Source organism: Stenotrophomonas sp. 05N423, assembly GCF_056397145.1.
This window is the reverse complement of sequence record NZ_JBFTMV010000005.1, coordinates 1-14,361: the sequence shown is the minus strand read 5'-3', so window position 1 is coordinate 14,361 and position 14,361 is coordinate 1. Positions and strand designations below refer to the sequence as shown.

Annotated in this window: 11 protein-coding genes; 6 read left to right on the top strand and 5 right to left on the bottom strand. The window is 68.8% G+C overall.

The features are described 5' to 3' along the window. The first annotated feature begins 4 nt into the window (after window positions 1-4). From AC1DGW_RS09780 to AC1DGW_RS09770, 3 genes are read left to right on the top strand one after another with little or no spacing between them, the layout of a single operon-like run. Window positions 5-1,465, top strand: a complete 1,461-nt coding sequence (locus AC1DGW_RS09780; protein WP_478022254.1) for a Wadjet anti-phage system protein JetA family protein — start codon at window positions 5-7, stop codon at window positions 1,463-1,465. Further along, window positions 1,462-2,088 (top strand): DUF4194 domain-containing protein, encoded by a 627-nt coding sequence (locus AC1DGW_RS09775; RefSeq protein WP_478022252.1) that lies wholly within the window; start codon window positions 1,462-1,464, stop codon window positions 2,086-2,088. The genes AC1DGW_RS09780 and AC1DGW_RS09775 overlap by 4 nt, the downstream gene beginning before the upstream one ends. Next, window positions 2,075-5,506 carry an SbcC/MukB-like Walker B domain-containing protein gene (locus AC1DGW_RS09770; RefSeq protein ID WP_478022250.1) on the top strand — a complete coding sequence of 1,144 codons (3,432 nt, stop codon included), beginning with the start codon at window positions 2,075-2,077 and terminating at the stop codon, window positions 5,504-5,506. The genes AC1DGW_RS09775 and AC1DGW_RS09770 overlap by 14 nt, the downstream gene beginning before the upstream one ends. A gap of 191 nt (window positions 5,507-5,697) precedes the next feature. Here AC1DGW_RS09770 and gloA read toward each other — a convergent pair whose 3' ends face one another. The 5 genes from gloA to AC1DGW_RS09745 form a co-directional block, all read right to left on the bottom strand. Beyond that, a complete protein-coding gene (gene gloA, locus AC1DGW_RS09765; protein WP_478022248.1) occupies window positions 5,698-6,216 on the bottom strand; it encodes a lactoylglutathione lyase in 519 nt (172 codons plus the stop codon). A gap of 100 nt (window positions 6,217-6,316) precedes the next feature. Then, on the bottom strand, window positions 6,317-6,826 hold the full coding sequence (locus tag AC1DGW_RS09760) for a DUF411 domain-containing protein (RefSeq protein WP_478022246.1): 510 nt from the start codon (window positions 6,824-6,826) through the stop codon (window positions 6,317-6,319). A gap of 61 nt (window positions 6,827-6,887) precedes the next feature. Continuing rightward, window positions 6,888-7,610 (bottom strand): copper resistance protein B, encoded by a 723-nt coding sequence (locus AC1DGW_RS09755; protein ID WP_478022244.1) that lies wholly within the window; start codon window positions 7,608-7,610, stop codon window positions 6,888-6,890. A 503-nt stretch (window positions 7,611-8,113) separates the two neighbouring features. Next, entirely contained in the window at window positions 8,114-9,862 is a 1,749-nt protein-coding gene (locus tag AC1DGW_RS09750; protein ID WP_478022242.1) for a copper resistance system multicopper oxidase, read from the bottom strand. Window positions 9,863-10,034: 172 nt separating this feature from the next. After that, window positions 10,035-10,397: a CopL family metal-binding regulatory protein gene (locus tag AC1DGW_RS09745; protein WP_478022240.1), complete on the bottom strand. Its 363-nt coding sequence runs from the start codon at window positions 10,395-10,397 to the stop codon at window positions 10,035-10,037. Between the two features lie 134 nt (window positions 10,398-10,531). Here AC1DGW_RS09745 and AC1DGW_RS09740 point away from each other — a divergent pair, with 134 nt between their 5' ends. The 3 genes from AC1DGW_RS09740 to AC1DGW_RS09730 all read left to right on the top strand — a co-directional run bounded on the left by AC1DGW_RS09740 (window position 10,532) and on the right by AC1DGW_RS09730 (window position 14,153). Next, window positions 10,532-11,653 carry a PLP-dependent cysteine synthase family protein gene (locus AC1DGW_RS09740; RefSeq protein WP_478022238.1) on the top strand — a complete coding sequence of 374 codons (1,122 nt, stop codon included), beginning with the start codon at window positions 10,532-10,534 and terminating at the stop codon, window positions 11,651-11,653. Window positions 11,654-11,687: 34 nt separating this feature from the next. Further along, on the top strand, window positions 11,688-13,715 hold the full coding sequence (locus tag AC1DGW_RS09735) for a M3 family metallopeptidase (protein WP_478022236.1): 2,028 nt from the start codon (window positions 11,688-11,690) through the stop codon (window positions 13,713-13,715). Between the two features lie 87 nt (window positions 13,716-13,802). Beyond that, on the top strand, window positions 13,803-14,153 hold the full coding sequence (locus AC1DGW_RS09730; RefSeq protein ID WP_478022234.1) for an SH3 domain-containing protein: 351 nt from the start codon (window positions 13,803-13,805) through the stop codon (window positions 14,151-14,153). Window positions 14,154-14,361 lie beyond the last annotated feature (208 nt).

Here is a 14,361-nt window from a genome sequence, read left to right as displayed (position 1 = left end):
CGTTTTGACCACGACCACCCCCACGACCACCCCGCCGCTGTTCTCGGTCGTGCCCGCCGGCATCTTCGGCCCGCTGGCCTCGGCCAACCGCCAGAACTACTGGTCGCTGCTGTGCCGGATGTTCGACGAGTTCTTCGGCCCGGACGCGCCGGTGCCGCCCAGCCATGGCTTCCCGCGCCGCGAGATCACCGCCGCGATCGAGCGCTACCTGCTCACCGACGATCCGTGGGAGGACGAGGACGGCCAGGCCCCGGACGCGCCGCTGAACGTGCGCGCCAACGCCATCCACGACCGCTTCCGCGCCGCCGGCTGGCTGCGCCAGGAACGCATCGGCGCACGCGAGATGGTGACGATGCCGCCGATGGTGGCGCAGCTGCTGTCCACCCTGGTGGAGTTCAGCGAGCACGGCCCCACCTTCGTCTCGGCCAAGATGCGTTCGGTGGAGCTGCAGCTGCAGCAGGTGGCCGAAGGCCGCATGGACGGCGGCATCCTCGACGAGGCCGCCGACCAGGCACGCCGCCTGCTGGTGTCGCTGGCTTCGATGAGCCTGCAGGTGCGCGACCTGATGCCGGAACTGAGCAAGGCCGAGACCACCGCGCAGTTCGCCCGGCAGTGGTTCGAGCGCTACGTCGGCCAGCTGTTCATCGGCGACTATGCCGAACTGCACCGCGCCGACCACCCGATGGCGCGGCGCAGCTCGATCCTGGCGATGGTGCAGCAGCTCGAATCCGGTGCGCCGCGGGAGACGCTGGTGGCCTGGTACCGCGAGCACGTCACCGGCGGGGATGAGGCGCGCGCGCAGCAGCGGCTGTCGCGCAGCCTGGGCCGGTTGCGCGAGCTCGAACGCATCGACGAATACCTGACCCGCCTGGACGAGGACATCCGCCAGGCCAACCGCCGCGCGCTGGCCTTCCTCGACTACCGCCTGCGCGCACCCGACAAGCTTGATGTGCTGCTGCGCCGCGCCTGCCGCGGCGTGCTCTCGGCGCCGGAGGATGCGCTGCGCCTGCCGGTGGCGCCCGGCCCGCTGATGGACGAGACGCGCCTGCGCCCGCCGCACCGCAAGCCGGCGCCTATCCCGCGCAGCGCCAACGCCACCACGCCGCCCACGCCCGAGCAGCTGGCGCGGCTGTCGCTGCTGCGGCGGATGAAACGTGCGCGCCTGGTGAATGCCGAGGACATGGCGCGCTACGTCGGCCGCCACCTGCAGCAGGGCGCGGCGATCGACTCGGCGCGGCTGGACATCGCCAGCATCGAGGACCTGCGCGCCTACCAGACCCTGCTCACGCTCGCCCTGCGTGGCAACCGCATCGGCGGCCTGCGCCGCGAGGACCCGCTCGGCCGGCTGCTGCGCGGCTTCCGCGTCGAGCTGCTCGATGCCGGCAATGGCGACGACAACGATTACCTGCGCGGCCCGCGCTTCCGCATCCTGCGGGTCGGCGCAAAACTCCCGGAAACCGCATGAAACGCAGCTGGAACACCCTGAGCCAGATGTCCAACGGCACCTATGCCGTGCAGGACTTCGAGCGCGCCGCCTACCGCCTGGCCACCGAGCAGGTGCTGTACGCCACCGATGCGCGTTCGCGCGTGGCCTACCACCTTGTCGAAGACCATTACGCCGATTTCGTCGCCGCGCTGGAGCCGCTGGGCATCCGCCTGGAGCGCAACGCGCATTACCGTTATGTGGTGGCGCTGCCGGCGCATGGCGAAGGCGCACCGGTGACGCTGGACGAAACCCTGGCCCTGCTGGTGCTGCGCCAACGCTACGACGAAGCGATGCGGCAAGGTCTGATCGAAGACCACGGCGAAGTGGTGGTGGAGCTGCCCGAGCTGCAGGAAAGCTGGCAGGCGCTGACCGGCCGCGCGATGCCTGACGTTGGCGCGCTGCGCGCGCTGGCGCGCACGCTCAAGCGCTGGGGCGTGAGCCGGCTGGTGGAATCGGAGGGAGACGACCCGCAGCCGTTCCACCTGCGCGTGCGCCCGGCCATCGTCGAGATCGTCGGTGAGCAGTGGCTGCAGCGACTGGACCAGCACAATCGCGACGAAGCGGGCGACGCGGACGCGGAGGACGACGATGCAGCAGCTTGAACGCATCCACCTGGTCCAGTTCTTCCTCTTCGAGGCGCAGAGCCTGCAGCTGGATGCGACCAGCGCCATCATCGCGCCCAACGGCGCCGGCAAGAGCGCCCTGCTCGATGCCCTGCAGATCGTGCTGCTGGGCGGCGACCGCAGCCGTATCCGCTTCAACGCGCAGGCCGGCGGCAGCCACCGCGCGCGCACCATCCGCGACTACTGCCTGGGCGTGTTCCGCAGCGGCGAGGAAGGGCGCAAGCGCCGCACCGCCACCACCTACATCTCGCTGGTGTTCCGCGACACCGAGACCGGCGTGCCGCTGACCGCCGGCATCGCGCTTGGCGCCTCGGCCGATGAACCCGAACACCGTACCCACGGCCTGTACCTGCTGCCGGGCGTGGCGCTGGAGCTGGACGAACACGTCGAACGCATCAACGGCAAAGAACTGCCGCTGGCCTGGAACACCTTCCGCGAGCACATCGCGCGCCGCTGCAAGGAGGTGGAGGAAACGCCGCAGCTGCATCCCAATGCCGAGCGCTTCCTGCGCGACCTGCTGCTGCGCCTGCGCGCCAGCCCGTCGGCCAGTCCCGACCTCAATGCCTACCGCAAGGCCTTCCTCAATGCGTTGAACCTGCAGCGCGTCGAGGATGTGGACCTGTTCGTGCGCACCCTGGTGGCCGAAGACCGGCCCACCGATATCGCCCGTTTCCGCGCGCTGCTGGACAGCTTCCGCCAGATCAAGGAGAAGATCGAACAGGTACGGCAGCGCATTGATGCTGCCGAAGGCGTGGAGCGCCAGTACGAAAAAATCGCCGGGCAGGCGACCCGCGCCGCGTCCGCGCGCGCATTGGCTGCCGAATACGCGCGCGACCTGTACAGCGAACAGCTCGACCAGGCCGAAGGTGCCCTCGCCACTGCGGAAAACACCTTGGCCGACACCCGTCGCCGCCTCGTCGATACCCGCGTCGAACGCGACACCCTGCGCGAGGAACAGGCGCGCGCCAATGCCCGCCTGCAGGGCAGCGCCGGCTATGGCGAACAGGCGCAGCTGGACGAACTGGCCGACCGCGACCGCGACCGCCTCGCCCAGCTGAAGAAGGACCTGGCACGCGAAGTCGCTTTCGTGCGCGAGCAGTTCCGCCAGCTCGACAGCCTCGCGCTCGATGACATCGACGCCGACGCACTGGCCGCCATGCGCGCCGACTGGGACAGCTGGCATACCGGACTGTCGGCGCTGGCCGCCGAAGACGCCCTGCCATGGACGCCGGAAGACCTGTTCGCCCGCGCGCGACAGGCCCTGCGCGCCGCCGCGCCATTGCGCGAGCAGGTCGATCGCCATGCCCGCCAGCTGCATGCCGCGCACGACAAGGCGCGCGACGCGCTGGAAACCGCGCGGCAGAACCAGAAGCGCATGGCCGCCGGCCAGGCAGAACTGCACCCGGATACGGTGCGGTTGATGAGCTACCTGCGCGATGCCGGCATCGACGCGCGCCCGGTCTGCGACCTGGTGCGCGTCACCGACGCGACATGGCAGCACGCCATCGAGGGCTATCTGCGCAGCAACGTCGAAGCGCTGCTGATCCCGGACAAGGACGAGGAACGCGCGGTCAAGCTGTACCGCGGCCTGTCCGGCGGGCGTTCGGTATATGGCGTCAAGCTGGCGCTGTCCAGCCAGGCGCGCAACTCGCGCGGCGGTGAAGAGCCGGCCGCCGGCAGCGTCGCCGCACTGCTGGAAGGCGTCAACGCCGATGCACTTGCCTTCCTGCGTCGCCAGCTCGGCGAACTGCGCTGCGTGGAGACCGAAGCCGAGCTGGTGCGCAGCCGCCAGGGCCTGACCCGCGACGGCCTGCTCTCGCGCGGCGGCAGCATCGAACGCCTGCGCCTGCCGGCAGCGGGCGACCTGCGCATCGGCGCGTCCGACAACCGCGCGCGCCTGCGCGTGCTGCACGAGGAAATCGAAAAGGCCGAGCAGGAGGTACGCCAGATCGAGCCGCGCCTGCGCCGCGCCGACGATTGCCAGCGCGGCTTGGCGCGGCTGGCCGACGCCGACGCGGTTGCGCAGGCGCTGCACGAGCGCGTGCTCGAGCATCGCCAGGTGGCCGAGCGCTACCGCAGCGCGCAGGAAAGCCGCCTCGCCTCGCTCGATCCGGACCTGCTGCGCTTGTCCGAGCAGCTGCGCGAATTGAACGCCCAGCTGGCTGATTGCGAGAAGCGCGCCGATGCACTGGTCGGCCAGGAAGCGGTGGCGGCTTCCAACCTCGAACGCACGCACGGCCTGCTCGACGGCCTGCGCCAGCAGGAAGAACTGGTCGCGCGCCGTGCGGTGGAAGCCTTCGCCGATCCGGACGTCGACCCGAACCGGGTCGAGCGCCAGCGCGAGGAACTGGACGAGAAGTATCCGTCGCTGGAAGAACGCGCGCGCCGCTGCGAGGAACGCGCTAAGGACAGCGACGCGCAGCTGGCGCGGCTGCTGCCCGAGGCGTGGAGCGGGTTGGCGCAGTACGCGCGCGACCATGGCCTGGAACTGGACTTCGACGCCAGCGCCTGGCGCCCGGCGCGCGGCCTGCTGCAGCGCGAGCTGACCCAGCTGCGCGACACCGAGCTGGTGCAGTACGAGGAGGAAGCTCGGCAGGCCTACGCCACTGCCGTGGATACCTTCCGTACCGGCGTGGCCTCCACGCTGTACGACAACTTCACCCGGCTCAAGACGCAGATCAACACGCTCAACCGCACCCTGCGCGCCAGTCCCGCGTTCTCCAACAACGAGCGCTACCAGTTCCACTACGACGTGGTGCCGGAGTTCCGTGAGCTGCACCGCTTCATCCAGCGCGCCGCCGACATCGGCGGCGAGGACACGTTGTTCGAAAGCGCCGGCCAGGTGCCCGAGGCGTTCCGCGCGCTGGTCGAGGACAAGGCCGCGGCGCATGTGGCCAACTCGCCGCTGGACGACTACCGCCGCTTTTTCCGCTTCGAGGTACAGATCCGCCAGGAGGACCGCGTGATCGGCAGTCTCAGCGAACGCATGCGCTCCGGCTCCGGTGGCGAACACCGCGCGCCGCTGTACGTGATCGCCGGCGCCGCGTTGGCTGCGGCCTATGGCAAGAGCGAGGCGCATCCGGGTGGGCTGGGGCTGATCCTGCTCGACGAATTCGGCGACAAGATCGACGCGCAGAACGCGCGCGCCATCACCGGCTACCTGCGCTCGCTCGGCCTGCAGCTGATGCTGGCCGCGCCGGATACCGCGCAGGGCACGCTGTCCGGCGTGCTGGACAGCTACATCGAACTGTTCCGCGACGGCGACCTGCTGCAGGCCGAACGCATCGAAGTCACCGAAGCCGCGCGCACCCTGCTGCTGTCCGACCAGTTCGATCTGCACCCGGAACTGCTGGCGGCCGAGACCGAGCGCATCGAACGCGAGCAGGCGACAACGTGACTCTGGCGCCGGGCCGCGAACAATAGGCAGGCCCGGCGCATGCTGGAACGGCATCGGCGGAAAACGCCGGCCGCCCGCCATCGTAGAGCGGCTTGGCCACGGAGATGCCTTCCGCAGCATCTGCGCCGCGGAATACTCCGGCGCAAACCCCGTCGCGGCTGCGGCCGCTCCTGCGAAAGAGACCGGCTCCCTCAGCGGTTGCCGATGATCTCGACCCAGTAGCCGTCCGGGTCCTTGATGAAGGCCAGGCTCTTCATGCGGCCATCGCTCAGGCGCTTCTGGAACGGTACCTCCAGTTCCTCGAAGCGCGCGCAGGCCGCTTCCAGTTCCGGCACCGACACGCAGATGTGGCCGAAGCCGCGCGGCTCGCTGTTGCCGTCGTGGTAGACCGGGCCGTCCTGGTTCTCGGTGCCATGGTTGTGGGTCAGTTCCAGCACGCCGGGGATGCCGGCCATCCACAGGCGGCGCTGCGCGTCGTCTTCGGGTACCTGCGTGCCTTGCGGCACGTAGGCCAGGAAGTACAGGCTGAACGCGGCTTCGGGGAAATCGCGCTTGTCGATCAGGCGGAAGCCGAGCACGCGGGTGTAGAAATCCAGCGAGGCGGCGATGTCCTTGACCCGCAGCATGGTGTGGTTGAAGACGAAGCCGGTGGTTTCGGCCGGCGGCTGCGCGGCCACGCCGGGCTGCGAGTGGAGAGCGGTCAGGCTCATGGCGTCGTTCCTGGAGGATGGGGGAGGGGCGATTCTAGTGGGCCGGGCGTTGTCGTACCGGGAACGCAGCGTGCCGCGCTCCCGGAGGTTCCCGCAGGGCTCAAGGGTGCCGGGCATATGGCTGGAGGGTGCCGTCCTTGCCAAGCAGCGCCACCGTGAACGCGTCGCGGCGGCCATCCGCTGATTCCATGCCGGGCGAACCGATGGGCATGCCGGGCAGCACCAGGCCGCGTGCGGCGGGTTTCTCGCGCAGCAGGCGCCGCACGTCCGCGGCGGGGACGTGGCCTTCCAGCACGTAGCCCCCAACTTCGGCGGTATGGCAGGACGCCTGCGACAGCGGGATGCCCAGGCGCTGCTTCACCGCCACCATGTCGGCGCTGTCGTGGGCCATCACGGTGAAGCCGGCCGCACGCATGTGTTCGATCCAGCCGTTGCAGCAGCCGCAGTTCGCGTCCTTGTGGACGTGCACGACCTGCGCCGCGTGGGCGCCGTGTCCGGATGCCGCCTGCTTGCCCGGCGCGTGCGGTGGTGCGGCCTCGCAGGCGGAGATGGTGAAGGCGGAAGCGGCGACGAGCAGCAGCGACGCCATCCTGTGCAGGGATACATTCATGTGAATCTCCTTGGAGAGGTGGCGGAAGGCCGCTGGGGCATTTCGCCGTAGGGAAACGCGGTCAGAACCAGAAGCGCACGCCGGCGACCCAGCGCGAATCGCGCGGGCTTTCCCCGGCATCGCGGTGCAGTCCGGCCGTCCGGCCGAACCGGCGCTCGTGCACGAAGCCGACGTAGGGCGCGAAGCGGCGGGTGATCTCGTAGCGCAGGCGCAGGCCCGCCTCCACGTGGCCCAGTCCGCTGCCGATGCCGCGACGTGGATCGTCGTCGGCGGCCACGCTGGCGCCCAGTGTCGGCTGCAGGATCAACCGGTTGCTCAGCAGCAGCGAGTACTCCGCTTCCACCGCCAGTTCGGCCTTGCGCGGCCCGCCCAGATAGGCGGTGGCGGCGAATTCGAACTTGTAGGGCGCCAGTCCCTGCACGCCGATGGCCGCGCGGGTCAGGCCGGGCGCATCGCCGCCGTCATGGCGGACACCGCCGACCACATCCCACCAGGGCGAGATGGCATGGCCGTAGAGCGCGTCCAGCGACCACTCGCCGAGCCGGCCTTCACTGCGCTGTCCTTCGCTGCGCAGCCACAGGCGGTCGATGTCGCCGCCGAACCAGCCCTTGGCGGCCCAGGACTGGCCGCTGCCTTGGGCGTTGTTCCAGGCTTCCAGGTGGTCGAACAGCACCAGGCTGTTGAAACCGGGGGCGTGCTCCATCGCATGCGGTTTGAGCGTGGGAAAAGCAGCGGTCAGATCCGCGGCGGTCGGCTCGGGAATGGGTGCGCGGGGTGCCTGCATGGCCGCCGTACCGTGCCCCGCGTGATCGTCATGCCCGCCATGCATGTCCATACCGGATGCGTTGGCCGGCATGTGGCCGGCATGGGCATCGGCAGAAGCTGGCGGCTGTGCGTGACCGCCATGCATGTCGTGCCCGGCATGGGCGTCATGGCTGTCCGTGGATTTTCCGGCGGGCGGATCCATCGCGTGACCGGCATGCGGGTCCGCGGCCGGCTGTGGCGGCATCGCGTGGGATGCATGATCCATCGGTGCGGCGTGGCCTGCATGCGGATCGGGCGCCGGTTCGGCCGGTTTCGCGGCCGCCATGTGCGCGGCATGATCTGTGTGCGGATTGGCCTCGTTGGCCTCGTTGGCCTCGTTGGGCTCCGCGGGTGCGTGACCCGCATGCGGATCCGGCTTCGTGCTGGCTGCATGGCCGTGATGGCCTGCATGTGCGTCCTGCGCGGCAGCGCTACCGGTGGCCGCGGCCAGGGCGATGAACAGCAGGGATCGGGTCATCGTCTTCATGCCTCGATCCTCACTTCGCGCATCATGCCCGCTTCCATGTGGTACAGCAGGTGGCAGTGGAAGGCCCAGCGGCCCAGTGCGTCGGCGCGCACGCGGTAGCTGCGGCGCGTGCCCGGCGGCATGTCGATGGTGTGCTTGCGCACCTGGAACCGGCCATCGGCGTCCTCCAGGTCGCTCCACACGCCATGCAGGTGGATGGGGTGGGTCATCATCGTGTCGTTGACCAGCACGATGCGCATGCGCTCGCCGTAGTTCAGCCGCAGCGGTTCGGCACCGGCGAACGGGATGCCATCGAAATTCCAGGCGAACTTCTCCATGTGCCCGGTCAGGTGCAGCTCGATCTCGCGGCCGGGTTCGCGCCCGTCCGGGTCGTCGAACAGCGAACGCAGGTCGGCGTAGGCGAGCACCCTGCGGCCGTTGTCGCGCAGGCCGATGCCGGGGTCGTCCAGCCGCGGCGAGCTGGCTGCGCTCTGCATGTCCACCAGCGGATTGCCGCGTTCGCCGGGAGGATGCTTCGGCGCGCTGCCGCCATGGCCGGCGTGCGCATCGTGCCCGCCGTGCGCCATCTGCATGGTGTCGTGGCCGCCACCGTGGTCGTGGGCCATGTCGGCCATGGTCAGCAGCGGCCGCGGGTCCAGCGCCGGCACCGGCGCCTGCAGGCCGTGGCGCACCGCCAGCATGCCGCAGGCGTGACCGGTGCGGCCCATGTCCTGGGCGAAAATGGTGAAGGCATCCTGCCCCGCAGGCTCGACGATCACGTCGAAGGTTTCGGCCACGGCGATGCGGAATTCGTCCACGCTCACCGGATGGATGTACTGACCGTCGGCAGCCACCACGGTCATCTTCAGCCCCGGGATGCGCACGTCGAAGTAGGTCATCGCCGAGCCGTTGATGAAGCGCAGCAGCACCTTCTCGCCGCTGCGGAACAGCCCGGTCCAGTTGCCGGCCGGCGCGGTGCCGTTCATCAGATAGGTATAGGTATGGGCGTTGATGTCGGACAGGTCCGAGGGCGTCATCCGCATCCGCCCCCACATGCCGCGGTCGGCCAGCGTGGCGCGCAGGCCGTCGCGACGGGTGTCGCGCATGAAATCGCCCACCGTGCGCTGGTAGGTGTTGTCGTGCATCGGCATCTTCTTCATGCGCCGGTACAGCGCGACCGGATCCAGGTCGGTCCAGTCCGAGAGCAGGATCACGTGCTCGCGGTCGAAGCGGTACGGCGGCGGCTCCAGCGGATCGATCACCAGCGCGCCGTACAGGCCTGCCTGCTCCTGGAACATCGAATGGCTGTGGTACCAGTAGGTACCGGACTGGTGCAGCTGGAAGCGGTACTGGAAGGCCTCGCCCGGCGCGATGCCGTCGAAGCTCAGCCCCGGCACGCCATCCATGTTGGCCGGCAGCAGGATGCCGTGCCAGTGGATCGAGGTCATCTCGTCGGCAAGCGTGTTGGCCACGCGGATGTTGACCGTGTCGCCCTCGCGCCAGCGCAGGATCGGCGCCGGCAGCGAGCCGTTGACGGTGACGGCACTGCGTGCGCGGCCAGTGAAATCGACCGTGGAGCGGCCGATGGCCAGGCTCAGGTCGGTGCCGCGCAGCTCGCTGGCGGCGGCCGCGCGGGCCGGCGCGGCGAAGGCATCGCCGGCGCGCCACAGCCCGGTGCCGGCGACGACGCCACCCAGGGCCAGGCCCTGCACGAAGCGTCGCCGCGACAGCGACGAGCGCGGGTCGGAAAGAAAATCGTTTTTCATGGAAACTCCATCGGCCATCCACCGGGGAGGGCAGACGGCAGGCGCGGATTGCGTTGGACGTGCAGGAGCGCGCGTGGCGCACGACGGCAATCGACGTCGTCTGCGCGATGGGCGGTGCTCCTGCGGGAAAGCCGCCAGCGGCGATGGCTACGCGCTGGCGATCATGGCCGGATCAGGCGATGGGAGGCCGGTTGAGCTTGGCCGGACGCACGTCGTAGCGCGCGGGCGCAGGCGCCACGGGTTCCGGGGAGCGCGCGATCTCGCTGACCGGCGACGCCACCGGCGCGGGCAGCATGTTGCAGTGCTGGGTGCAGTCGCAGTGCTTGCCGTCGCCGCAGGGCGAGGCCGGGGGCTGCGGCTGCTTGGCTGCATCGTGCATGCCGCCGCCGTCGTGGCAGCAGGCATGGTCCATGTCCATGTGCGCGCCCGCTGCGGCATCGGCCGGCATCGCCATCGCCGTGGCCGACCACACCGACCCGACCGCACCGGCGATCAGGGACAGGCACAGCAGCAGGGGCAGCAGGATGCGCGGCACGCGGAGTCGGCATGAAATGGAGTGCGCACCATACCATCGTGCGGCGCTGGCTGCCGCAGCCGGACGGGTGCGCCCGTACGCAGCAGACCATCCACAGTAGAATCGGCCATCAGTTTTCATCGAGTGTGCGATCCATGTCACAGCGCGCCTGGGTGGCGGCGGCCATCCGCAAGATCGAGGCCGATTTCAACCGTTCGGCCGACACCCACCTGATCCCGATCGACCTGCCCGGTTTCCCGGGTATCGACGTCTACCTGAAGGACGAGTCCAGCCACCCGACCGGCAGCCTCAAGCACCGCCTGGCGCGTTCGCTGTTCCTGTACGCGCTGGCCAATGGCTGGCTGCGCGAGGGTTGCCCGGTGATCGAGGCGTCCAGCGGCTCGACCGCGGTGTCCGAGGCCTACTTCGCCCGCCTGCTTGGCCTGCCGTTCATCGCGGTGATCCCGGCAAGCACCTCGCCGGAGAAGATCGCCGCCATCGAGTTCCACGGCGGCCGCTGCCACCTGGTGCAGCGCGCCTGCGACCTGAACTGCGAATCGGAACGGCTGGCGCGCGAGACCGGCGGCCACTTCATGGACCAGTTCACCTACGCCGAACGCGCCACCGACTGGCGCGCCAACAACAACATCGCCGAATCGATCTTCAAGCAGATGGCCGAGGAGCCGCACCCGGTGCCGGAATGGATCGTCTGCAGTCCGGGTACAGGCGGTACGGCTGCCACGTTGGGACGCTATGTCAGCTACCGCCGCCACGACACGCTGATCCTGTGCGCGGACCCGGAAGTGTCGGTGTTCTACGACGGCTACTGCGCGGCGCTGGCTGGTGCCGACTGGCGTGACATGACCTGCGAAGGCGGTTCGCGCGTGGAAGGCATCGGCCGCCCGCGCGTGGAGCGCAGCTTCATCCCCACCTGCGTCGATGCGATGGTCAAGGTGCCCGATGCCCTGAGCCTGGCCGCCATGCGCCATGTCAGCGCCACTCTAGGGCGCCGCGTCGGCGGCTCCACCGGCACAAATTTCATCGGCGTGCTGCAGGCGGCCCAGCTGATGCGCGACGCCGGCCGCGATGGTTCCATCGTCACCATCCTCTGCGATGTCGGCGAACGTTATGCGCACAGCTACTACAACCCGGCCTGGTATGAACAGCAGGGCATCGACGTGGCCGGCGCGGATGCCGCCATCGCCGCCGCGGTGAACGGGCAGGGCCTGCCGGCGCTGCCTTGTGCCTGGCTGGAACCGTCGCCATATCGAAGCTGATACCGGCTCCGCCGGCGCTGCTTCCAGGATTCCCATGACTGCCAACCCCCTGCTCGACTTCTCCGGCCTGCCGCGTTTCGATGAAATCCGCCCGGAACACGTCACCCCGGCCATCGATACCCTGCTGGCCGAGGCCGAAGCCGCGGTGACGGCCGCCGGGACCGTGGCGCCGGTGAGCTGGGAAACTTTCGTGACGCCGCTGGACGACGCCACCGAGCGGCTGTACCGCGCCTGGGGACAGGTCGCGCACCTGCAGGCAGTGGCCGACACGCCGGAACTGCGTGAGGCCTACAACGCCAATCTGCCGAAGATCAGCCGTTTCGGCAGCGCGATGGCGCAGAACCCGGCGCTGTATGCGCAGTACAAGGCGTTGGCGGCATCGCCCGGGGTTGCGGACTTCAATGAGGCCCGGCGCAAGGCGCTGGACAACGCATTGCGCGATTTCAGGCTGGGCGGCGCCGAGCTCAATGAGGCCGGCAAGGCGCGCTTCGCGCAGATCCAGCAGGAATTGTCGGCGCTGTCGGCGAAGTTCTCGCAGAACGTGCTCGATGCCACCGACGCGTTCGCCCTGTACGTCGAGGACGAGGCCGGATTGTCGGGTCTGCCTGCCGACGTGCTCGCCAATGCCCGCATGGCGGCACGGAAGGCGGAGCGCGAGGGTTGGAAGCTGACCCTGCACATGCCCTGCTATCTGCCGGTGCAGACCTATGCGGACAACCGCACGCTGCGCGAAACGCTCTACCGCGCCCATGCCGTGCGCGCCTCCGAGTTCGGTGACGCCGTGCTCGACAATGGCGGCAACATCGACCGCATTCTGGCCCTGCGCACGGAGCTGGCCGCGCTGCTGGGTTTCGACAGCTACGCGGAATACTCCATCGCCACCAAGATGGCGACGGATACCGCGCAGGTACTGGGTTTCCTGCGCGACCTGGCCGCACGCGCCAGGCCGTACGCGCAGCGCGACCGTGCCGAGCTGGAAACCTTCGCCCGCGACGATCTGGGTTTGGACGGGTTGCAGGCCTGGGACTTGGCCTATGTCGGTGAAAAGCTCAAGCAGGCGCGCTACAGCTACTCCGAACAGGAGGTGAAGCAATACTTCACCGAGCCCAAGGTGCTCGCTGGCCTGTTCGGCGTGATCGAGAGCCTGTATGGCCTGAAGGTGCAGCCGGACAAGGCGCCGGTCTGGCACGAAGATGTGCGCTTCTACCGGCTTGTGGATGCCGATGGTGCACTGGTCGGCCAGTTCTACATGGACCTGTACGCGCGCGAGGGCAAGCGCGGCGGCGCCTGGATGGATGACTGCCGCAACCGGCGTGTCAACGCTGCCGGCGTGCAGACACCCTTGGTCTATCTGGTCTGCAATTTCGGCCGCGGCAGCGACGGCAAGTCCGCTACCTTCAGTCACGACGAGGTCACCACTGTCTTCCATGAGATGGGGCATGGCCTGCACCAGCTGCTGACCCGTGTCGGCGAACTGGCGGTGGCTGGCATCAATGGCGTGGAATGGGATGCCGTCGAGCTGCCCAGCCAGTTCATGGAGAACTTCTGCTGGGAGTGGGAGCAGGTGCGGGCGATGACGGCGCACGTCGACACCGGTGCCCAGCTGCCGCGTGCCCTGTTCGACAGGATGCTGGCCGCGAAGAACTACCAGAGCGGCATGTTCACCGTGCGCCAGCTGGAGTTCGGCCTGTTCGACATGCTGCTGCACAGCCGGTACCAGCCGGCGCAGGAGAACGTGCTGCAGCTGCTGGAGCGCGTGCGCAGCGAAGTGGCGGTGAACTTCCCGCCGGAATGGAACCGCTTCCCGCACCAGTTCAGCCACATCTTCGCCGGCGGCTATGCGGCCGGCTACTACAGCTACAAGTGGGCCGAGGTATTGAGCGCCGACGCCTATGCCGCGTTCGAGGAAGCGCCGGAGCAGGTCGCCGGGACCGGTGCGCGCTTCCGCGACGAAGTGCTGTCGCGCGGGGGCAGCCGCAGTGCGGCGGAGAATTTCCGTGCGTTCCGTGGCCGCGAGCCGCGGATCGACGCTTTGTTGCGCCACAACGGCATGGCTGCTTGATGGGTCACGGCATCACCCAGGCGGAATTCAGCTGGGGTGATGTCGCATCGCGCTATTGATGCACGACCTTTCCTGCAGGCATCGGACATGCCCCGTCTCATTCCGCGCCTCGCTGCTGCCGCCGCCATCGTCGCGGTGGTCCTGTGGTTCCAGCCCGAGATCGTCGAGCCGTCGGCCAAAGTCGGTGGCAGTGGCCTGAATCTGCGCAGCGCGCCGGATACGCGCGCCGAACGGGTGGCCGTGCTGCCCGTGGGGACGACGGTGGAAGTGCAGCGCTGCCTGGACGACCTGAGCTGGTGCAATGTCCGCCATGATGGGCAGAGCGGTTGGGTGGCGGCCGACTACCTGATCGCGCGCAGCGACGGCAGGCGCGTCAAGGTCGCCGAAGCTGGCAAGGAGCTTGGCGTGGTCATCGAGACCGCGAAACCGGGAGGTTGAGAGTGCGGCCTGCGTTCCGGGTGTGGCGACGCATGAATGCACGAAGGGCATTTTTGCCCCTTCCCAAAATTTGAATCACGCCGTATAGTTCCGCTCCTTCGCAGCCGGCCCCGGTTGGCAGCGAAGGAAGAAGTTGGAGTCACCCTCATCGAGGTGTTGACGGCAACGAAAAGGCTGCCATAATAGGCGGCTCGCTTCGACGAAAGGC

What these genes read in the sequence shown, in the direction of transcription:
- AC1DGW_RS09750 (WP_478022242.1), bottom strand. Translation starts at nt 9,862, where the DNA reads ATGAAAAACGATTTTCTTTCCGACCCGCGCTCGTCGCTGTCGCGGCGA.
- AC1DGW_RS09775 (WP_478022252.1), top strand. Translation starts at nt 1,462, where the DNA reads ATGAAACGCAGCTGGAACACCCTGAGCCAGATGTCCAACGGCACCTAT.
- AC1DGW_RS09740 (WP_478022238.1), top strand. Translation starts at nt 10,532, where the DNA reads ATGTCACAGCGCGCCTGGGTGGCGGCGGCCATCCGCAAGATCGAGGCC.
- AC1DGW_RS09735 (WP_478022236.1), top strand. Translation starts at nt 11,688, where the DNA reads ATGACTGCCAACCCCCTGCTCGACTTCTCCGGCCTGCCGCGTTTCGAT.
- AC1DGW_RS09770 (WP_478022250.1), top strand. Translation starts at nt 2,075, where the DNA reads ATGCAGCAGCTTGAACGCATCCACCTGGTCCAGTTCTTCCTCTTCGAG.
- AC1DGW_RS09760 (WP_478022246.1), bottom strand. Translation starts at nt 6,826, where the DNA reads ATGAATGTATCCCTGCACAGGATGGCGTCGCTGCTGCTCGTCGCCGCT.
- gloA (WP_478022248.1), bottom strand. Translation starts at nt 6,216, where the DNA reads ATGAGCCTGACCGCTCTCCACTCGCAGCCCGGCGTGGCCGCGCAGCCG.
- AC1DGW_RS09755 (WP_478022244.1), bottom strand. Translation starts at nt 7,610, where the DNA reads ATGCAGGCACCCCGCGCACCCATTCCCGAGCCGACCGCCGCGGATCTG.
- AC1DGW_RS09730 (WP_478022234.1), top strand. Translation starts at nt 13,803, where the DNA reads ATGCCCCGTCTCATTCCGCGCCTCGCTGCTGCCGCCGCCATCGTCGCG.